Origin of the sequence: Mesorhizobium sp. M1A.T.Ca.IN.004.03.1.1 (assembly GCF_003997555.1) — a bacterium.
Taxonomy (GTDB): Bacteria; Pseudomonadota; Alphaproteobacteria; order Rhizobiales; family Rhizobiaceae; genus Mesorhizobium.
Genome location: NZ_RZTV01000001.1, coordinates 231,362 through 251,912 on the forward strand (window position 1 = coordinate 231,362; position 20,551 = coordinate 251,912).

The window sequence follows — 20,551 nt, forward strand, 5'->3', positions numbered from 1 at the left end:
GCTGCAGTTGCAATCGATGCAGCCGAGGAAAGCGGTTTGGAACAGAGCAGACGCATCAAATTTCGCGAGGACGAGCGCAGCCTCCTGTTGCGCCTGCTGCTTCAGGTCGCAAGCGCTCGTGAGCCCGAGGTCGCCGCCGTTCTGAGCGGGCGTCGGTCGCTTGTCTCTCTCGCCGCGGAACAGCGCATCCCGGCGCTTCAGGCGAGCGGCGTGTGGTTCCAGTTGCTGACGATTGCCGACGAGTTGCTTGCCATGCGGGCGCGGCGCGAACTCGAACAAGGCGCGGGCGCCGACGAGGTGCCCGGGTCTTTCGCCAGCGTGGTCGCGCAGATGGCGGCGAACGGCCGCTCGGCGGGGGAAGTCCAGGCCACGCTCGATGAGCTATGTGTCGGGCCGACCATGACCGCGCACCCCACGGAGGCCAAGCGCGTCACGGTGCTGGAGATCCATCGCCGCATCTATCGCAAGCTGACCGAGCTCGACCAGCCGCGCTGGGCGCCGCGCGAACGCGACCTGTTGGTCGCCGATCTGGAAAGCGAGATCGAGCTTCTGTGGATGACGGGCGAGCTGCGACTTGAGCGCCCGACGGTCGAGGGCGAAATCGCCTGGGGCCTGCACTTCTTTCGCGAGGTCATCTTCGAGGCAACGCCGCAGCTCTACGGCAAGCTTCAAGGCGCGTTCGAGCGCCACTATCCGGGAGAGCCGATCAGAATCCCGTGCTTCATGCGCTATGCCTCGTGGATCGGCGGCGACCGCGACGGCAATCCGAATGTGACGGCCGCAGTCACCGCTCATGCCCTGGCCGAATACCGCAATACTGCCATGGGCTGGTATCTGACGCAGGTGCAGCGGCTGGTGACGGTGCTCAGCGCCAGCTCCAACGTCATCGACCTGCCGCCGGGCTTTAAGCCGGTGCTGCAAACGGCGCTTGATAAAAGCGGACAGGCGCAGGCGATTGCCGCCCGCAACCCCGATGAACCGCTTCGCCAATTCGCTTCGGCCATGCTTGCCCGGCTGGCGGCGACGCGCGACGGCGGCACGGCGGCATATCTCTCGGCGGAAGCGTTTCGTGCCGATCTCAACGCACTGTCTTCCGTTCTCGAAGCGATCGGTGGGCGCGCGGTCGCCAGGCGCTTCGTCCAGCCTCTCATCTGGCAAGCCGGAAGCTTCGGCTTCCGTACGGTCTCGCTCGACATCCGGCAGAACTCCACGGTCGTCAACCGGGCGCTGGCCGAGCTGCTTGCGCTGATAGATCCCGCGGACCCGGTCGCACCCGGCACGCCGCGATGGTCGGCGCACCTCCGCTCAAGCCTCAGCCAGGGCGAGCAACCGGAGATCGACGCAGGCCGGCTCTCGCCTGAGGCGGCCGAACTGCTTTCGACATTCTCTGTCATCGCCAGGCACAATTCGGGCGCGGATACCGACACCGTTGGCTCGTTCGTGCTCAGCATGACCCGCTCGGCCGACGACCTGCTCGCGGTCTATCTGCTGGCGCAATATTGCGGACTTTCGACCGCCCCTGGTAGTAGCGGCACGATCAGGCTGCGCATCGTGCCATTGTTCGAGACCATCGCCGATCTGCAGGCCGCTCCTGCCGTCCTGAATGATTTGCTCGGCGTTTCGCTGGTGCGGCGGACTGTGCGCGATTTTGGCGCGCGCCAGGAAATCATGCTTGGCTATTCGGATTCCAACAAGGACGGCGGCTTCCTCGCCTCCAATTGGGAACTGGCGAAAGCGCAAAAGCGCCTTGCCGCGATCGGGCGCAAGCACAAGGTCAGGATCAGTTTCTTTCACGGTCGCGGCGGCTCCGTCAGCCGTGGCGGCGCGCCGACCGGCCGGGCGATCGCGGCGCAGCCGGCGGGCACTGTCGCCGGCAGGATGCGGGTAACCGAGCAGGGCGAGGTCGTTTCTTCGAAATTCGCCAATCGCGGCACCGGCCTCAACCAGCTCGAGGTTCTCGCCGCCGGCGTTCTGGCCCACAGTGTCGGATCGCCCGCTGATGTCGGGCCGAAGGAAACGCCGGAGTTCGACGAAGCGCTCGAGGCTCTGGCGGGCATGTCGCAGGCATCCAATGCCCGGTTGATGGCCGAGCCCGGCTTCCTCGATTATTTCAACCAGGCGAGCCCCGTTGCGGAACTGGCGCTGCTGAAGATGGGCTCACGGCCGGATCGCCGTTTCGGCGCCAGCGGCATTGCCGACCTGCGCGCCATTCCATGGGTGTTCGCCTGGAGCCAGAACCGTCATCTGTTGACCGGCTGGTATGGCATCGGCAGCGCGCTGAACGCCTTCGTCACGGTGCGCGGCGAGGCCGGGCGCGAGCTTCTGGCCCGCATGTTCGAGCGCTCGCGCTTCTTCCGTCTGATCGTCGACGAGGCCGAGAAGACGCTCTACCAGTCCGACATGGAGATCGCGCAGCTCTACGCCGGCCTGGTAGCCGACGCCGATGCAGCTTGGCGAATCTACGGCCGCATCGGAGCCGAATACGAGCTGACGCGACGCCTGATCGGTGACCTCACCGGCGGCGATCTTTCCGCGCGCTTTCCGATGTTCAAGCGGCGTTTCGACAATCTGCGGCGACAGATGGACGACATCCACTGCCTGCAGGTCGATCTGCTGCGCGAGGTTCGGACCAGTCCCGGCACGGCGGATCGAAGGCGGACGACCGACGCCCTGCTCGTCTCGATCAATTGCATCTCGGCGGGCCTTGGCTGGACGGGATAGGCCCGGTTTTTTGTCAGAACTGAAGGGCTTGAAACCCAAAGCGGCGGTGCGGTCCTCAGGATCTGGCGCCGCTTTTGTTTTGGCCCGCAGGACGTCGGACGCGCCACCTCACGGGCTCATCCAAGCAATGCCTTTTTGGGGGAGAATGGTGCGGTCGAGAAGACTCGAACTTCCACGGGTTGCCCCACAGCGACCTCAACGCTGCGCGTCTACCAATTCCGCCACGACCGCACGTGGTAGGAGCCGGAACCGTCCGGCCCGGGGCCTGTAGCAAATCGTTTCCGGCGAAACAAGGGTGCCGTGCGGAATATTCGCTAATGCATGTCGCCCAAAAGTGCATGACGGTTTTGGGCGAACGACATGCATCAGACAAAGCTCCTGGCGCAATGCTCCACAGCCTCGACACGGGCCGGCCGAAACTGGACGTTTCAGCCAATTGCCGCCATATGAGGGGAGCATCGAGAAAGTTCCATGACAGAACGCAGCCAGATCGCCACGTCGTTCCTGCCCCTTCCCGGTTCGGCGCCGGTCGAGTGGGTGATCGAGCCCGGCCTGACGTCTTATCCCGACGCGCTCGCCTTCATGGAATCGCGCGCCGAGGCCATCCGCAATGGCGCTGCCGGCGAGATGGTCTGGCTGGTCGAGCATCCGCCGCTCTACACCGCCGGCACCAGCGCCCGTATCGAGGACCTCATCGACCCTGACCGCTTTCCGGTCTTTGCCGCGGGACGCGGCGGCGAATACACCTATCACGGCCCCGGCCAGCGCGTCGCCTATGTCATGCTCGACTTGAAGCGCCGGCGCGAGGATGTTCGCGCCTTCGTTGCCGCGCTGGAAGAGTGGATCATCGGCACGCTTGCCGCCTTCAACGTGCGCGGCGAGCGCCGCGAGGATCGCGTCGGCGTCTGGGTGGTGCGGCCAGATCGGCCTGCCCTGCCTGACGGCACGCCCGCCGAGGACAAGATCGCCGCAATCGGCATCAGGCTCAGGCGCTGGGTGAGCTTTCACGGCATTGCCATCAATGTCGAGCCGGAGCTTTCCCACTTCGGCGGCATCGTGCCCTGCGGCGTTTCGGACCATGGCGTGACCAGCCTCGTCGATCTCGGCCTTCCGGTCACCATGGCCGATCTCGATCTCGCGCTGAAATCCGCCTTCGAGGACGTGTTCGGGCCTGCCGCGGCCCCGGTCGCCGAGCCGGCCCGAAAGGCAGGGTAATCCGGCGCGGCTACATCAGTTGCGCGGAGGCCCAGAGCACGCCATAGCCGTGAATGGAAAAGACCGCCAGCAGCGCGCCGGCCATGGCCAGGCGATCGAAGGCGTGGATCGACTTCAGCTCGTGACGCGGTTTCACGCCGCTGCCGACCGTGAGCAGGCTGAGGACCGAGAACACCGCGCCGGCGACGAGCAGGAAGCTGGGCGAGAAGCCGGCGCGCCAGCCGAGCGCCAGCAAGGCGAACAGCAGCAGGAAGGAGGCAAGCGCCAGCGCGATCGGACCCGGGCAGATTTGGCGCAGCACCTGGCCGCCGTCGAACTTCCACACCGGCACCAGATTGGCGATGTTGAACAGCGACGTGCAGCCGGCAAGCGTCGCCAGCAGCACTGCCGCCGGGCGGTGTCCTTCGCTGCCGGCAAGGCCGCTGGCGGCGATCAGCAGAGGCACAAGGAAAGCGGAGAAGCCCGCCCCCATCAGCGCCACGAACGCGACCTCGAAGCGGCTGTCATACGGCCTGCCGCCCATGGCGATACCGCCGAGCAACGGAATGAAGATCATGCGCACCCGGCGATGCCCCGTCAGGCGGAATGCCGCCATGTGGCCAAGCTCGTGCAGCGCCACCACCGAAGTTAGGATGACAGCCAGCGCCAGTCCCCCGAGGTTGAGGCCGAAGAACGGCCACAGGATGAAGGCCGAAAGCACGGCAAAGCCTATCTGGCTCACCGGATGCTCGAACCAGCCGCCCCTGCGATACGTTCCGGTTCTCGCCCAGACCTGCAACTTGGCGAGCTCGCGGCGCATGGCGAAGTAGCGGAAGATCAGGAAGGCGACGCCGCGATAGCGGTCGGTTTGCGTGAGCGTAACGCGCGTCGCATCGCCTTCGGGCGCGAGCGCGGTGGTTTCGCGATAGTCGGCCCAGAACGAGGGATCGAGAGCCGTGTCCTCAACGACGCGCATCGAGAAACGGCTGCCTTCCACCACATCGTCGAACCGCGCCTTGCGTTCGATCGGCCGCCCGTCGCGCCCTTCCCAGGACAGTTTGATCAGCGCCGTCCCCTCGCCGTCCAGCGGTTCGACGGAAAGGATTTCACCCGACCAGCCGGCGTCGCTGCCCAACGGCCACAGCGCCTGCCACAGGCGATTCCGGTCAGCCTCGATCACGCGGCTGACCGTAACCGTGCGCAGCCCGAGCGGCACCGTCATCAAGAGAAAGATCAGTCCGAGATTTCCGGCCACGAGTGTGACCGTGGCGATGACCGACACTGCCCTTTGCTCCCTGTCTTTGCGGGGCAAGCTAGCGGGGGTCCGGCCAAGAAAAGCTTAACAACGGGCGGGCTCGTGCCCGTCCCAAACAGAGAGCGCACCCTTCGTCCGTCCAAGGCGGCGGCGCGAAGCCGCCTGCTCACATGGCGCCAATCCAGATCGCCATGGAAATGAGAAAGGTGCTCATGCAGACCAGCGAGACGACATCCTGAACCAGATCGGCCATAACTCTCTCCTGTTGTTAATATGTTCGCAATTTGTTCTAATTTTGTTCGAATGTCAACGATCGAAGAACGGCATGCCGAGTGAATTCAGGCGATCCGTTTGGGCACGGTTAAGGAAAGATTGACGAGACGATAGGCTCTTTTGAGCGCGCGGAGGGCAAGTCGAGATCAGCCCGAGCCGAGGATGGCGGCTTTTGAGAACCGGAACGGCGGGTACTTGTTCGTAGGTGAGTACGGAAGCGCAGAAGCTGCGGTCGATAGGCCGGCCCCAGCCTAATATCGGCTTGCCTTAAAGCGGCACCACCTTGCCCTCTGCCAGCGTGACCCGCCGGTCCATGCGCGAGGCCAGTTCGTGATTGTGGGTGGCGATCAGCGCCGCCAGCCCTGACTGCCTGACCAGCGCCTCCAGCGCATCGAACACGTAAGAGGCGGTGGCCGGGTCGAGATTGCCGGTAGGCTCGTCGGCCAGCAGCACCAGCGGCGCATTGGCGACCGCGCGCGCGATCGCCACGCGCTGCTGCTCGCCGCCGGATAGCTCGGCCGGCCGGTGCTGCGCCCGCTTGCCGATCTGCATGTAGTCGAGAAGCTGCGCCGCCCGCTCGGATGCCTCCTTGCGGCCGAGCCCCTTGATCAGCTGCGGCATCATGATGTTTTCGAGCGCGGTGAACTCCGGCAGCAGATGATGGAACTGGTAGACGAAGCCGACATCGTTGCGGCGGATAGCCGTGCGCTCGTCATCCGACAGCCGGCCACAGGCGCGGCCGCTGAGGATCACGTCGCCGGCGTCCGGCCGCTCGAGCAGCCCCGCCGTATGCAGCAGCGTCGACTTGCCGGTGCCCGACGGCGCCACCAGCGCCACCATCTCGCCACGCCTAAGCGAGAAGTCGGCGCCGTTCAGAATTGTCAGCTTGCGCGGCCCCTGGATATAGTGCCGCTCGACGCCCTTAAGCTCGATAATGGCTTCGGCCATCACTCGTACCTCAAGGCTTCGACCGGATCGAGCCGGGCTGCGCGCCAAGCCGGAAACACCGTGGCCAGGAAAGACAGGGTGAGCGCCATGATGACGACATAGGTGGTCTCGCGCGGGTCCATCTTCGCAGGCAACTGGCTGAGGAAATAGAGCTCGGGATTGAACAGGATCCTGCCGGTCATCCAGGAGAAGAACTGGCGGATTGATTCGATGTTGAGGCAGATGACGACGCCGAGCAGCACGCCGGCGATAGTGCCGGTGACCCCGATCGCAGCCCCCGTCATCAGGAAAATGCGCAGGATCGCGCCGCGCGACGCGCCCATGGTGCGCAGGATCGCGATGTCGTGGCCCTTGTCCTTCACCAGCATGATGAGGCCGGAGATGATGTTGAGCGCCGCCACCAGCACGATCAGCGTGAGAATCATGAACATGACGTTGCGCTCGACCTGCAGCGCCGAGAAGAAGGTCTCGTTGCGCTGGCGCCAGTCGACGAGGTCGACCGGCCGCTGCGCCGCCTGCTCGACCAACGGCTTCAGCGCATCCACATTGTCCGGATTGTCGACATAGATCTCGATGGTCTGCGCCCGTCCGTCCATGTTGAAATAGAGCTGCGCTTCCGAAAACGGCATGTAGACGATCGAGCTGTCATATTCCGACATGCCGACCTCGAAGATCGCCGCCACCTTGTAGCCCTTCATGCGCGGCGTGGTGCCAAGCGGGGTAACGTCGCCTTCGGGTGAGATCAGCGTGATGGTGTCGCCGAGCACCAGCCCGAGATTCTCGGCCATGCGCTTGCCGATCGCCACGCCATCGCCGGTGTCGAAACCGTCGAGCGTGCCCTGCTTGATGTTGCTGGACACAATCGAGATCTTGTTGATATCCTCGGCGCGAATGCCGCGCACCAGCGCGCCGGTGCCGCCGCCGACATTGCCTTGCGCCAGCACCTGCCCGTCGATCAGCGGGATAGCGTATTTGACGCCGGCAACGCCGTTGATGCGGCTCGCCACCTGCGCATAGTCCTCCAGCGGCGAATCGAGCGGCTGCACGATCAGATGGCCGTTGACGCCAAGGATGCGGGTGAGCAGCTCGGCGCGAAAACCGTTCATCACTGCCATGACCACGATCAGCGTGGCGACGCCCAGCATGATGCCGAGGAACGAGATCGAGGCGATGACCGAGATCACCGTCTCCTTGCGCCGCGAACGCAGGTAGCGCCACGCCACCATGCGCTCGAAGCCTGAAAAGGCGCCTGCCGGCGATCGAGCTGCAGCCGCCTCGCCCATCACGCGATACCCAGGCGTTTCTGGGCCTCCGCGATCGGCAGCGTCTCGCGCTCGCCGCTCCGGCGGTGCTTGATCTCGACCTCGCCGCTAGCCACCCCGCGCGGTCCGACGATCACCTGCCAGGGCAGACCGATCAGGTCGGCGGTTGCGAACTTGCCGCCCGGCCGCTGGTCGGTGTCGTCATAAAGCACGTCCTTGCCGGCCGAGGTCAGCGCTGCGTAGAGCTCGTCGCAGACGCGGTCGCATTCGGCATCGCCGATCTTCATGTTGATCAGACCGATATTGAACGGCGCGACCGCTTCCGGCCAAATGATGCCGTTATCATCATGGCTCGCCTCGATGATTGCCGCGACCAGCCGCGACGGGCCGATGCCGTACGAGCCGCCCGAAGCATAATGGTCCTTGCCATCGGGACCGGTGACCTTCGCGTTCATCGGCTTGGAATACTTCTCGCCGAAATGGAAGATATGGCCGACCTCGATGCCGCGCGCCGAGAGCCTCTCGCCTTCGGGTACCTTCTCCCATGCCGCTTCGTCATGCATCTCGTCGGTGGCGGCATAAGGAGTCGTCCATTTCGTCACGATGCCGCCGATCTCGGCATCGTTGGAGAAGTTCGTATCCGCGCTGGGCACGTCGAGCGACAGATAGGCGCGGTCGCAGAACACCTGGCTCTCGCCGGTCTCGGCCAGGATGATGAATTCGTGGCTGAGGTCGCCGCCGATCGGGCCGGTATCGGCGCGCATCGGAATGGCCTGCAGGCCCATGCGCGTGAACGTCCTCAAGTATGAGACGAACATGCGGTTATAGGCGGCTCTGGCGCCTTCAAAATCGAGATCGAAGGAGTAAGCGTCCTTCATCAGGAACTCGCGCGAGCGCATCACGCCGAAGCGGGGGCGCACCTCGTCGCGGAACTTCCACTGGATGTGATAGAGGTTGAGCGGCAGGTCCTTGTAGGACTTGACGTAGGCGCGGAAGATCTCGGTGACCATTTCCTCATTGGTCGGACCATAGAGCATGTCGCGGTCCTGCCGGTCCTTGATGCGCAGCATCTCCTTGCCGTAGTCATTGTAACGGCCGCTCTCGCGCCACAGATCCGCCGACTGGATGGTCGGCATCAGGATTTCCAGCGCGCCGGCTCGATTCTGCTCCTCGCGGATGATCTGGCAGACCTTGTCCAGCACGCGCTTGCCGAGCGGCAGCCAGGAGAAGCTGCCCTGCCCCTGCTGGCGGATCATGCCGGCGCGCAGCATCAGCCGATGCGAGACGATTTCGGCCTCACGGGGGTTTTCTTTGAGAATGGGCAGGAAGTAGCGCGACAAACGCATGGACTGGTCCGTGAATGAAAAAATGGCGGCGCGGGGAATCGGCGCAACCGAGGCTGCTTGCCCGGGCTTCATAGCCATTTCATGACCGAATGGAAACCCGAGCGCTCCAAAGTGTTGCGGCGTTCTGCGCATGATCAAAAGGCCCGTTTTGGCCACCAAAGTGCCGCATCTGGCCTTTTGATCGATTCATAAGCAAGCCCTGCCCCACTATTGTGCAGTGCAGCACGATATTGCCTATTCGGGGGCAAAATTCTTCGTGACATTTTCACCTGCCTTGGTCTAGTGTGCGCCGATAACCGAGAGGGCGGAGAAAAATCTGCTCTCCTACGCGGTCAAAGTCTTGGGAGGATGCGATCTAGGCGCGGTTACTCGCTGCCGCCGGACACCGGAAACAGATCGGACGCGTTTAAATTGCAAGGCCTCGTGCCTTGCATTTTTTTTGTGCAATCATCTGCTTAGCACCACGATCTGCCAAACAGCATTATGCTGCGTCAGCCCTTGAAATCGGAAGCCGGCTTCCGATTTCAACCAGCACGGGCGCGGGCTGATCAATACTTGCGGAAACTGGACAGAGCGCTAGCGGCCGGCAGTATGAGTAAAGTCCGGCACGATGTGCGGAATGTCGTCGAAACCGAAGCCGAGCCCCCTTGTCAGGCCGTAGAAAATGCCGATCACGATCGCGGTGACGACCGTCGTGCGGATCGCCGCGCGCAGCATGTGCGGTCCCTTCGGCGCGCTCGAGACCGTGCCGAGCGTCACGTCCTTGTCCTCATCCTGGGTGCGCAGGCTGAAGGGCAGCACCGCAAACAGCACCAGCCACCAGGTGACGAAGAACAGTGCGACAAAGGAAACCCAGTTCATGCCTGCTCCAATTCGACCAGCGTGCCGAAGAAATCCTTGGGATGCAGGAACAGCACCGGCTTGCCATGCGCGCCGATCTTCGGATTGCCGTCGCCGAGAACACGCGCGCCGCTCGCCTCGAGATGGTCGCGCGCGACGAGGATATCGTCGACCTCGTAGCAGACATGATGCATGCCGCCCGACGGGTTCTTCGCGAGGAAAGCTGCGATCGGCGAAGCGTCGCCCAGCGGCTCCAGCAGCTCGATCTTGGTGTTGCCGACATCGACGAACACAACCGTGACGCCATGTTCCGGCAGCGCCTGCGGCTCGCTCAGCCGAGCGCCCAGCGTATCGCGGTACGCAGCTGTCGCCGCAGCCAGGTTCGGCACGGCAAGCGCGACATGATTTAGGCGTCCGAGCATAAGCGTTCCGAAAGTTAGGGGAGTAGGGGGGTAGGAAAAACTCCGAGCTATTTGCTATTTGCTATTCCCTACTCCCTTATTCCCGTACTCCCCTACTCCCTTATCTAGTGACAAACACCGTCACCAGCGGCTTCTTGCCCCAGGCTTCGTTGGCGGCGCCGCGGACGGCGCGGCGCACGGCCTCCTGCACAAGGTCGAGGTCTTTTCTGCGCTGGCGGGGGATCGAGTCCACCGCGCCGATTGCCGCATCGAGCATCAAGTCCTCCAGCGCCTCGCCGCTGGCATCGGCCTCGGCGACACCGATCGCCACCAGATCGGGATCGCCGGCTAGCTCGTATTTCTCGTCGAGCACGACGTTGACCGCGACATGCCCGGCATAGGACAGCTTGCGCCGGTCGCGTATGCCCATCGCCTGGTCGGTTCCGATCAAGTATCCATCCTTGTAGAGGCGGCCGAACGGCACCTGGTCGATGATCGTGGCCGGACCGGGCCAGAGCCTCAGCATATCGCCGTCGCGCACCTGTGCCACCTGGCCGATGCCCGACATCGACATCAGCGAGCCCTGCGCCACCAGATGCGCCGCCTCGCCGTGCACCGGCACGCCGATCTGCGGCCGCACCCATTCATACATCTTGCGCAATTCGCTGCGGCGCGGATGGCCGGAGACATGCACCAGCGCGTCGCCGTCCTCGATGATCTTCATGCCGAGGTCGATCAGCCGGTTCTTGATCTCCAGGATCGCCTTCTCGTTGCCGGGAATGGTGCGCGAGGAAAACACCACCGTGTCGCCGGCCGTCAGCGCCACCGACTTCATCTCGTCGCGCGACAGCTTCGCAAGTGCGGCCAGCGGCTCGCCCTGGCTGCCGGTGCAGATGACCACCAGATTCTCGCGCGGGATATAGCCGTAATCCTCCTCGGCAATGAATTCCGGCAGGCCGTCCATGTAGCCGAGTTCGGTCGCGACATCGATCACGCGCTTCAGCGAGCGGCCGAGCACAAGGCACTGGCGGCCGGCGTCCCGCGCAGCCTTGGCGATCGAAACGATGCGCCCGACATTGGAGGAAAAGGTGGTGACCGCGACGCGGCCCTTGGCGTTTTCGATGACGCCTTTCAGGCCCTCGCCGACCGCCACTTCCGACGGCGACTCCCCTTCCCGCAGCGCATTGGTGGAATCGCAGATCAGCGCCAGCACGCCCTTGTCGCCGTAAGCGCGGAAGCGCGCCTCATCCGTCTTGGGGCCGATCGTCGGCGCCGGATCGATCTTCCAGTCGCCGGTGTGGATTACCGTGCCGGCGGGCGTAGCGATCGCCAGCGACATCGGCTCGGGAATGGAATGCGCAACCGGGATGGCTTCGATCTCGAACGGCCCGATAGTGAACGTCTCGCCGGCCCTGTAGATCATTGCCGGGATTTTTGGCGCGTTCTGCTCGCCCTGCCGTTTGGCCTCCAGCAGGCCGGCGGTGAACGGCGTCATCCAGACCGGCACTTTGAGCTTCGGCCAGATATCGAGCAGCGCGCCGTAATGGTCCTCATGCGCATGGGTTACGACCACGCCGCGCAAGCCGTCGAGGTTCTCCTCGATGAAGCGTGTGTCGGGCAGGATCAGATCGACGCCCGGATGCGCGCTGTCCGGAAATGTGACTCCGACATCGACTACGATCCATTCGCGCGCGTCCGCGGGCCCGTAGCCATAGAGGGCGAAGTTCATGCCGATCTCGCCGACGCCGCCGAGCGGCGCGAAGACGAGTTCGGCGTTCTCAGTATTCGCCATAAATCCTTTCCTTCCTGGCCAGTCAGGCCAAGCCAATCAAATCAAGTCGTCAAAGACGGGCCGACGCGACCGCGCCGAAATGCACGTCGCCGGCCGCGATCGTCAAAACAGTTCCGTCATCGTCGCGGATCACGAAACGGCAGTCCTCGTCAATGGTTTCGAAGACGCCGCGCACCACATTGCCGTCAATTCTGACAGCAACCTCGCCGCCGAGCCCCGCGGCGCGCGCCAACCAGCGTTTCCTGATCGCGCTAAGTCCCCGCCCGTCGTCCCACAATCTGAAATTCTCGCTCCAGGCATCCGAGAGCGCCAGGAACAGCATCTCGGCATCGCAATTGGCACCCAGCGCCTGCAGCGACGTCGCCGGATAAGGCAGATCCTCGGGGTATGCCACGACGTTGACGCCGATGCCGACGGCAACCGCGAAACGGCCGCCTTCGAGCAGGGTCGATTCCAGCAGGATGCCGGCAAGCTTGGCGCCGGTGGCGAGCACGTCGTTCGGCCATTTCAGCTCGAAGCGGTTGCGTCCTTCGCTGGCTCCGTCCAGGCCAACGGCGATCCGGCCTTGCGGGACGACGGCATCGAGCGCGTCGGCCAATGCAAGCCCGGCGACGAAGCCAAGCGTCGCGGCGAGCCGCAGCTCGCCATTCGGAACCAGAAGCAGCGTCGCCGCCAGATTGCCTTCAGGCGTCGCCCAGGCGCGGCCGCGCCGACCGCGTCCGCTTTCCTGCTTCTTCGAGACGACCCAGAGTTTTCCCGGATCGCCCGCGCGCGCGTGCTCCAGCGCCAGCGCGTTGGTCGAGCCGACGCTGTCATGGGCCTCGAGCCGGAACCCCTCCGACGCCGCGGTTGGAGCCAGCCGAAATGCCATCCCGTCAGAAGAAGGTCTTGGCGGCGGCTTCGGCATAGCTGCCGATCGGCCCGCCGATCAGCACATAGAACAGCACGAAGGCGCCGCTGACGCCGAGCACGAGGCGCAATTCGCTGGCCATCGGCACAAAGCCGCCGACAGGCTCGTCGAACCACATGATCTTGATGATGCGCAGGTAATAGTAGGCGCCCACCACCGAAGCCAGCACGCCGATGATCGCCAGGGCATAGAGATGCGCGTTGATGGCGGCGAGGAACACGTACCATTTCCCCCAGAAGCCGGCGAGCGGCGGAATGCCGGCCAGCGAGAACATCAGGATGGTGAGGATGGTGGCCATGATGGGATTGGTCGAGGCGAGGCCCGCCAGATCGCCGATCTGCTCGACATTGCCCTCCTTGCGCCGCATGGCGAGGATGAAGGCGAAGGTGCCGAGCGTCATCACCAGATAGATCAGCATGTAGATCGCCACGCCGCGCACGCCGGCCTGGCTGTTTGCGGCAAGGCCGACCAGCGCGTAGCCCATATGACCGATCGAGGAATAGGCCATCAGCCGTTTGATGTTGGTCTGGCCGATCGCGGCGAAGGCGCCGAGCGCCATCGAGGCGATCGAGATGAAGACGACGATCTGCTGCCAGTCGGCGGCGATCGGCTTGAAGGCGCCCATGGTGACGCGCACGATCAGCGCCATCGCCGCCATCTTCGGGGCGGCGGCCAGGAAGGCGGTGATCGGCGTCGGTGCGCCCTCATAGACGTCCGGCGTCCACATGTGGAACGGCACCGCCGAGATCTTGAAGGCGAGGCCGGCGAGCACGAAGACCAGGCCGAAAACAAGGCCGAGCTGACGTTCGCCGCTGCCCAGCGCCGTCGCGATCTCGTGAAAGCCGGTGTTGCCGGTATAACCGTAGACCAGCGAGATGCCGTAGAGCAGCATGCCCGACGACAGCGCTCCGAGAACAAAATATTTGAGGCCGGCCTCGGTCGAGCGGACATTGTCACGGTTGATCGCCGCCAGCACATAGATCGCCAGCGACTGCAGCTCGAGCCCGAGATAAAGGCCGATCATGCCGTTGGCCGAGATCATCAGCGTCATGCCGAGCGTGCACAGCACGATCAGCACCGGATATTCGAACTTGTCGAAATGCTCCTGCCTGGCAAACCGCATCGACATGACGAGCGTGACGGCCGAGCCGATCAGCGCCAGCATCTTCATGAAGCGGCCGAAGGAGTCCTGGACGAAAGCGCTGCCATAGGCAGACCCCTCGCCGCCGGAGAAAGCCAGCCAGAGGCCGGCGATCACAAGCACCGCGACCGCGAGCCCGGTCACCGTCGTGGTGTTGTCGGAGCGCGAATAGGCACCCACCATCAGAAGCGCCAGCGCGCCGATGGCGAGGATCAGTTCCGGCGTTGAGAGCGAAAGGCTGGAGAGAAGGTCCGGCGTCATGGTATTTCCCCGGTCAGTTCGCCGCCGCGGTCTGCGCGGAATTGATGGATGCGGTGACGTTGGTGACGAGCGCCTTGACCGACTGCGTGGTGGCATCGAACACAGGCGCCGGATAGACGCCGAAGAAGATCACCAGCACCACCAGCGGGTAGATGATCGCCTTCTCGCGCGTCGACAGATCGAGCAGGTTCTTCAGGCTCTCCTTGGTCAGCGCGCCGAAGATCACGCGGCGGTAGAGCCAGAGCGCATAGGCTGCCGACAGGATCACGCCGGTAGCGGCGAAGAACGCCACCCAGGTGTTGACCCGAAACACGCCGAGCATGGTCAGGAACTCGCCGACGAAGCCGCTGGTGCCCGGCAGGCCGACATTGGCCATGGTGAAGATCATGAACGCGGTCGCGTATTTCGGCATGTTGTTGACCAGCCCGCCATAGGCGTCGATTTCGCGCGTATGCATGCGGTCATAGATGACGCCAACGCACAGGAACAGCGCGCCGGAGACGAGGCCGTGGCTGAGCATCTGGAACATCGCGCCCTGCACGCCCTCCTGGTTCATCGCGAAGATGCCCATGGTGACGAAACCCATATGGGCGACCGACGAATAGGCGATGAGCTTCTTCATGTCCTCCTGCATCAGCGCCACCAGCGAGGTGTAGATGATGGCGACGACCGAGAGCGTGAAGATCAGCGGCGCGAACATCTCCGACGCCAGCGGGAACATCGGCAGCGAGAAGCGCAGGAAGCCGTATCCGCCCATCTTCAACAGGATGCCGGCCAGGATGACCGAACCCGCCGTCGGCGCCTCGACATGCGCGTCGGGCAGCCAGGTGTGCACCGGCCACATCGGCATCTTCACCGCGAAGGAGGCGAAGAAGGCGAGCCACAGCCAGGTCTGCATGTTGGCCGGGAAGTTATGCGTCAGCAGCGTGGTGATGTCGGTCGTGCCGGACTGGAAGAACATCGCCATGATGGCGAGCAGCATCAGCACCGAGCCGGCAAGCGTATAAAGGAAGAACTTGAACGAGGCATAGACGCGCCGCTTGCCGCCCCAGACACCGATGATGATGAACATCGGGATCAGGCCGCCCTCGAAGAAGACGTAGAAGAGCACGATGTCGAGCGCGCAGAACACGCCGATCATCAGCGTCTCGAGGATCAGGAAGGCGATCATGTAGGCCTTGACGCGCTTCTCGATCGCATCCCACGAGGCCAGGATGCAGAGCGGCATCAGGAAGGTGGTCAGGATGACGAACAGCATAGAGATGCCGTCGACGCCCATATGGTAGGAGATGCCCGAATCCAGCCAGGCGTGCTTCTCGACGAATTGGAAGCCGGCCTGCGAATTATCGAAGCCCTTCCAGATGAACAGCGACACCACGAAGGTGAACGCCGTCGTGATGAAGGCGATCGAGCGGATGTTGCGGCGCGCGTTTTCGCTGTCGTCGCTGATCGGCAGAATGAGCAGAACACCAACCAGCGGCAGGAAGGTGACCAGCGAGAGGATTGGCCAGTCGGTCATCAGAGCATCATCCAGGTGACGAGAGCGGCCACGCCGATCAGCATGGCGAAGGCATAGTGGTAGAGGTAGCCGGTCTGCAATTTGACGACGTGGTTGGTGACGTCGACGACGCGCGCCGAGATGCCGTCCGGGCCGAGCCCGTCGATGATGGCGCCGTCACCGGTCTTCCATAGGAACCGGCCGAGGCGCTTCGCCGGCCGCACGAAAAGGAAGTCGTAGAGCTCGTCGAAATACCATTTGTTGAGCAGGAAGCCGTAGAGCAGGCGATGGTTGGCGGCGACGCTCCGGGGCAGTTCCGGCGAGCGGATGTAGAACTTCCACGCGACCGCAAAGCCGATGACCATGGCGATGAACGGAGCCAGTTCCACCCACAACGGCAATTCGTGGATCTCGTGCAGGATGTGGTTGTCCGGCAGCGTGAACAGCGAGGCCTTCCAGAACTCGGCATAGCCCTCGCCGATGAAGGCGCCGTGGAAGATGATGCCGGCAAACAGCGCGCCGGCAGCCAGCACGTAGAGCGGCACCAGCATCACCGGCGGCGATTCATGCACGTGATGCATGACCTCGTGGCTGGCGCGCGGCTCGCCGTGGAAGGTCATGAAGATCAGTCGCCAGGAATAGAAGCTTGTGAAGGCGGCGGCGATCACGAGCAGCACGAAGGCAAAGCCCGCGACCGCGTTGTGGCTGGCAAAGGACGCTTCGATGATGGCGTCCTTGGAGAAGAAGCCGGCGGTGCCGATCACCGTCGCCGGGATGCCGACGCCGGTCAGCGCCAGGGTGCCGATCACCATCATCCAGTAGGTCTTGGGGATGAGCGTCCTCAACCCGCCCATCAGGCGCATGTCCTGCTCGTCGGAGACGGCGTGGATGACCGAGCCCGAGCCGAGGAAGAGCAGCGCCTTGAAGAAGGCATGCGTGAACAGATGGAAGATCGCCGCGCCATAGGCGCCGACGCCGAGCGCCACGAACATGTAGCCGAGCTGCGAGCAGGTCGAATAGGCGATGACGCGCTTGATGTCGTTCTGGACAAGGCCGACAGTGGCCGCGAAGAAGGCGGTGAAGGCGCCGATGAAGGTGACGACGGTCAGCGCCGAATGCGACAGCTCGAACAGCGGCGAGAGCCTCGCCAGCATGAACACGCCGGCCGTCACCATGGTCGCGGCATGGATCAGCGCCGAGACGGGCGTCGGGCCTTCCATGGCGTCGGGCAGCCAGGTGTGCAGCGGCACCTGCGCCGACTTGCCCATGGCGCCCATGAACAGCAGCAGGCAGACCACCGTCAGCGCCGTGTGCTTGTCGAGCGCATGGCCGAGGAAGGTGAGCACCGCGGCCCCCTCCGGCGCGCCTTCGGCCGGAAGGAAGGAGGCTGCGTTGGCAAAGACTGTGCCGAGATTGACCGAGCCGAACAGCACGAAGACGCCGAAAATGCCGAGCGCGAAGCCGAAGTCGCCGACGCGGTTGACGACGAAGGCCTTGATCGCAGCGGCGTTGGCGGAGGGCTTCTTGTACCAGAAGCCGATCAGCAGATAGGAGGCGAGGCCGACGCCTTCCCAGCCGAAGAACATCTGCACCAGATTGTCGGCCGTCACCAGCATCAGCATCGCGAAGGTGAACAGCGACAGATAGGCGAAGAAGCGCGGCCGGTTCGGATCGTGGTGCATGTAGCCGATCGAATAGATATGGACCAGCGCCGACACGGTGTTGACGACGACCAGCATCACCACCGTCAGTGTGTCGATCCTGAGCGCCCAGGCGACGTCGAGCCCGCCCGCCTGGATCCAGCGCAGCACCGGCACGGTGAACACTTCGCCATGGCCGAAGCCGACGGTGAAGAAGGCGATCCACGACAGCACCGCCGCGATCACCAGGAAGCCGGAAGTGATGTATTCGGATGCCTTGGCGCCGAGCGAATTGCCGAACAGACCGACAATCAGGAAGCCGAGCAGCGGAAGGAAGACGATGGCCTGGTACATGGTTGTTCCCGTCAACCCTTCATCTGGTTCACGTCTTCGACCGCTATCGAGCCGCGGTTGCGGAAGAAGACGACAAGAATGGCAAGTCCGATCGCGGCTTCCGCCGCGGCGACCGTCAGCACGAACAGGGCGAATACCTGCCCTACGAGGTCATGCAGCGCCGCCGAGAAGGCGACGAAGTTGATGTTGACCGCGAGCAGGATCAGCTCGATCGACATCAGGATGACGATGATGTTGCGGCGGTTCAAAAAGATGCCGAACACGCCGAGCGTGAACAGGATCGCCGATACGGTCAGATAATGCGCGATGCCGACGACCATCTCAGATACCCTCGCCCGACTTGACCTTGCGGATTTCCATGCCCGTTGCCGGCGTGCGGCCGACCTGCGCGGCGATCGACTGCCGCTTGACGCCTTCCTTGTGGCGCAGCGTCAGCACGATGGCACCGATCATGGCGACCAGAAGCACGAGGCCGGCGATCTGGAAATAATAGAGATAGTCCGTGTAGAGGATGTCGCCGAGCGCCGCCGTGTTGGAGCGCGCGGCGAGGTCCGGCGTTGCCTTGGCCACCGTCGAGGCAAGCTGCGGCGCGAAGCTGTAGCCGCCGAGCACGACGATCAGCTCCGCCGCCAGGATCAGCCCGACCAGCGCGCCGATCGGCGCATATTGCAGCGCGCCCTGCTTCATCTCCGCGAAGTCGACGTCGAGCATCATGACGACGAACAGGAACAGCACCATCACCGCGCCGACATAGACGACGAGCAGGATCATCGCCAGGAACTCGGCGCCGGTCAGCATGAACAGGCCAGCGGCATTGAAGAAGGTGAGGATCAGGAACAGCACGGAATGCACAGGGTTGCGCGACGAAATGACCATGAAAGCCGACGCCACGGCGATAAAGGCGAAGAGGTAGAAAAAGACCGCCTCTAGTCCACTCAGCATGGGGTTCCCTCGGGTTCCTGTCCGAACACTGGCTCAGCGCCCCTGCTCGATGTCGCCGCCGCCTCCGGCTGGCAAAGTTGCGTGTTCCTATCGCATGTTCCGATCGGGTTGAAAGACCCGATCGAAAGAAACATGCGACACTCTTTTCATTCCGGAGGATGATCTGGTCCGAAAGTCTGCAACTTTTCGGGGACCATCCTTTGGACGAGGCCCTCGCCCCGTCCATGCGTCAAATGTCAGCGATAGGGCGCGTCCAACGCGATGTTGCGCGCCAGCTCACGCTCCCAGCGATCGCCGTTCGCGAGCAGCTTTTCCTTGTTGTAGTAAAGCTCCTCGCGCGTCTCGGTCGCGAATTCGAAATTCGGCCCCTCGACGATGGCGTCGACCGGGCAGGCTTCCTGGCAGAAGCCGCAATAGATGCACTTCACCATGTCGATATCGTAGCGCACGGTGCGCCGCGTACCGTCGTTGCGGCGCGGGCCGGCTTCGATGGTGATCGCCTGTGCCGGACAGATCGCCTCGCAAAGCTTGCAGGCGATGCAGCGCTCCTCCCCATTGGGGTAGCGGCGCAGCGCGTGCTCGCCGCGGAAGCGCGGGCTGGTCGGTCCCTTCTCGTGCGGATAGTTGATCGTCTCCTTCGGCGCAACGAACTGGCGCATCGACAGGAAGAAGGCGCTGACGAAATCCTTCAGCAACAGGGCCTTTGCGGCTTGGGCAAGAGCGGACATCACGCAAACCCCGTGATCTTGAGGAAGGCCGCGGTGGCGACGACCATGAACAGCGAGATCGGCAGGAAGACCTTCCAGCCTAGCCGCATCAGCTGATCATAGCGGTAGCGCGGCACAAACGCCTTCACCATCGAGAACATGAAGAACACCAGGCAGACCTTGAGCACGAACCAGATCAGGCCCGGCACCCAGGTGAAGGGTGCGAAGTCGAACGGTGGCAGCCAGCCGCCGAGGAACAGGATGGTGGCCAGCGCGCACATCAGGACGACGGCGACGTACTCGCCCAGGAAGAAGAGCAGGAACGGCGTCGACGAATATTCGACCATGTGTCCGGCGACGAGTTCCGATTCCGCTTCCACCAGATCGAAGGGCGGACGGTTCGTCTCGGCCAGCGCCGAGATGAAGAACACGATGAACATCGGGAACAGCGACAGCCAGTGCCAGTCGAGGAAGGTGTTGGGCAGGCCGAGCTTAGTGCCGAGGCCATCCTGCTGCGAGAGCACGATGTCGGAGAGGTTGAGCGAGCCGACGCAAAGCAGCACGGTGACGATGACGAAGCCGATCGACACCTCGTAGGACACCATCTGCGCGGCTGAGCGCAGCGCGCCCAGGAACGGATATTTCGAGTTCGACGCCCAGCCGCCCATGATCACGCCGTAGACCTCGAGCGAGGAGATGGCGAAAACATAAAGGATGCCGACATTGATGTTAGCGATAGCCCAGCCTTGATTGACCGGAATGACCGCCCAGGCCGAGATCGCGAGCACGGCTGAGACCAGCGGCGCCAGCAGGAAGACGCCCTTGTTGGCGCCCGACGGGATCACCGGCTCCTTGAAGACGAATTTCAAAAGGTCGGCGAAGGCCTGCAGCGTGCCCCAGGGACCGACCACGTTCGGGCCGCGGCGCAGCTGCACCGCAGCCCAGATCTTGCGGTCGGCATAAAGCACGTAAGCCACAAAGATCAAAAGAACGACGATCAGCACGACCGACTTCAACAGGATCAGCAGCGCCGGCAGCACGTAGAAGGAAAAGAAGGTGTCCATGC

General features: G+C 63.5%; 17 protein-coding genes and 1 tRNA gene. 2 read left to right on the forward strand and 16 right to left on the reverse strand.

Going from position 1 to position 20,551, the window contains the following annotated elements; all coding sequences use genetic code 11:
* Window positions 1-36 precede the first annotated feature (36 nt).
* Window positions 37-2,721, forward strand: coding sequence for a phosphoenolpyruvate carboxylase (locus tag EOD29_RS01120; RefSeq protein ID WP_127245733.1), 2,685 nt, complete (start codon window positions 37-39; stop codon window positions 2,719-2,721).
* 146 nt (window positions 2,722-2,867) lie between these two features.
* Here EOD29_RS01120 and EOD29_RS01125 read toward each other — a convergent pair.
* Window positions 2,868-2,952 (reverse strand) — tRNA-Leu (locus EOD29_RS01125).
* A 240-nt stretch (window positions 2,953-3,192) separates the two neighbouring features.
* On the opposite strand from EOD29_RS01125, the gene lipB reads away from it, so the two are divergent.
* Window positions 3,193-3,936 carry a lipoyl(octanoyl) transferase LipB gene (gene lipB / locus EOD29_RS01130; protein ID WP_095780840.1) on the forward strand — a complete coding sequence of 248 codons (744 nt, stop codon included), beginning with the start codon at window positions 3,193-3,195 and terminating at the stop codon, window positions 3,934-3,936.
* A gap of 10 nt (window positions 3,937-3,946) precedes the next feature.
* Here lipB and EOD29_RS01135 read toward each other — a convergent pair whose 3' ends face one another.
* The 15 genes from EOD29_RS01135 to nuoH form a co-directional block, all read right to left on the reverse strand.
* Window positions 3,947-5,197, reverse strand: coding sequence for an SRPBCC family protein (locus EOD29_RS01135; RefSeq protein ID WP_127245734.1), 1,251 nt, complete (start codon window positions 5,195-5,197; stop codon window positions 3,947-3,949).
* A gap of 513 nt (window positions 5,198-5,710) precedes the next feature.
* Complete coding sequence (locus EOD29_RS01140) at window positions 5,711-6,394, reverse strand: ABC transporter ATP-binding protein (protein ID WP_197507520.1); 684 nt, start codon at window positions 6,392-6,394, stop codon at window positions 5,711-5,713.
* Complete coding sequence (locus EOD29_RS01145) at window positions 6,391-7,674, reverse strand: lipoprotein-releasing ABC transporter permease subunit (RefSeq protein ID WP_127245735.1); 1,284 nt, start codon at window positions 7,672-7,674, stop codon at window positions 6,391-6,393. Before EOD29_RS01145 ends, EOD29_RS01140 begins: the two co-directional genes overlap by 4 nt.
* Window positions 7,674-8,999, reverse strand: coding sequence for a proline--tRNA ligase (proS, locus tag EOD29_RS01150; RefSeq protein ID WP_127245736.1), 1,326 nt, complete (start codon window positions 8,997-8,999; stop codon window positions 7,674-7,676). The genes EOD29_RS01145 and proS overlap by 1 nt, the downstream gene beginning before the upstream one ends.
* Before the next feature lie 576 nt (window positions 9,000-9,575).
* The gene (locus EOD29_RS01155; protein ID WP_067001240.1) at window positions 9,576-9,860 is read right to left on the reverse strand and encodes a DUF1467 family protein; all 285 of its coding nucleotides are present in this window, start codon (window positions 9,858-9,860) and stop codon (window positions 9,576-9,578) included.
* On the reverse strand, window positions 9,857-10,261 hold the full coding sequence (gene mce, locus EOD29_RS01160) for a methylmalonyl-CoA epimerase (protein ID WP_067329189.1): 405 nt from the start codon (window positions 10,259-10,261) through the stop codon (window positions 9,857-9,859). The genes EOD29_RS01155 and mce overlap by 4 nt, the downstream gene beginning before the upstream one ends.
* A gap of 100 nt (window positions 10,262-10,361) precedes the next feature.
* Window positions 10,362-12,032, reverse strand: a complete 1,671-nt coding sequence (locus EOD29_RS01165) for a ribonuclease J (RefSeq protein ID WP_127245737.1) — start codon at window positions 12,030-12,032, stop codon at window positions 10,362-10,364.
* Between the two features lie 49 nt (window positions 12,033-12,081).
* Window positions 12,082-12,903, reverse strand: coding sequence for a biotin--[acetyl-CoA-carboxylase] ligase (locus EOD29_RS01170; RefSeq protein ID WP_067329185.1), 822 nt, complete (start codon window positions 12,901-12,903; stop codon window positions 12,082-12,084).
* Window positions 12,904-12,907: 4 nt separating this feature from the next.
* A complete protein-coding gene (gene nuoN, locus EOD29_RS01175; RefSeq protein WP_127245738.1) occupies window positions 12,908-14,344 on the reverse strand; it encodes an NADH-quinone oxidoreductase subunit NuoN in 1,437 nt (478 codons plus the stop codon).
* 13 nt (window positions 14,345-14,357) lie between these two features.
* Window positions 14,358-15,863 carry an NADH-quinone oxidoreductase subunit M gene (locus tag EOD29_RS01180; RefSeq protein ID WP_095826201.1) on the reverse strand — a complete coding sequence of 502 codons (1,506 nt, stop codon included), beginning with the start codon at window positions 15,861-15,863 and terminating at the stop codon, window positions 14,358-14,360.
* Window positions 15,863-17,836: an NADH-quinone oxidoreductase subunit L gene (nuoL, locus tag EOD29_RS01185; protein WP_127245739.1), complete on the reverse strand. Its 1,974-nt coding sequence runs from the start codon at window positions 17,834-17,836 to the stop codon at window positions 15,863-15,865. The genes EOD29_RS01180 and nuoL overlap by 1 nt, the downstream gene beginning before the upstream one ends.
* 11 nt (window positions 17,837-17,847) lie before the next feature.
* Window positions 17,848-18,156 carry an NADH-quinone oxidoreductase subunit NuoK gene (gene nuoK, locus EOD29_RS01190; RefSeq protein ID WP_066998791.1) on the reverse strand — a complete coding sequence of 103 codons (309 nt, stop codon included), beginning with the start codon at window positions 18,154-18,156 and terminating at the stop codon, window positions 17,848-17,850.
* A gap of 1 nt (window position 18,157) precedes the next feature.
* Entirely contained in the window at window positions 18,158-18,778 is a 621-nt protein-coding gene (locus EOD29_RS01195; RefSeq protein WP_066998787.1) for an NADH-quinone oxidoreductase subunit J, read from the reverse strand.
* 236 nt (window positions 18,779-19,014) lie between these two features.
* A complete protein-coding gene (gene nuoI / locus EOD29_RS01200; protein ID WP_066998784.1) occupies window positions 19,015-19,506 on the reverse strand; it encodes an NADH-quinone oxidoreductase subunit NuoI in 492 nt (163 codons plus the stop codon).
* Window positions 19,506-20,549 carry an NADH-quinone oxidoreductase subunit NuoH gene (gene nuoH / locus EOD29_RS01205; protein ID WP_066998780.1) on the reverse strand — a complete coding sequence of 348 codons (1,044 nt, stop codon included), beginning with the start codon at window positions 20,547-20,549 and terminating at the stop codon, window positions 19,506-19,508. Before nuoH ends, nuoI begins: the two co-directional genes overlap by 1 nt.
* Window positions 20,550-20,551: the final 2 nt, after the last annotated feature.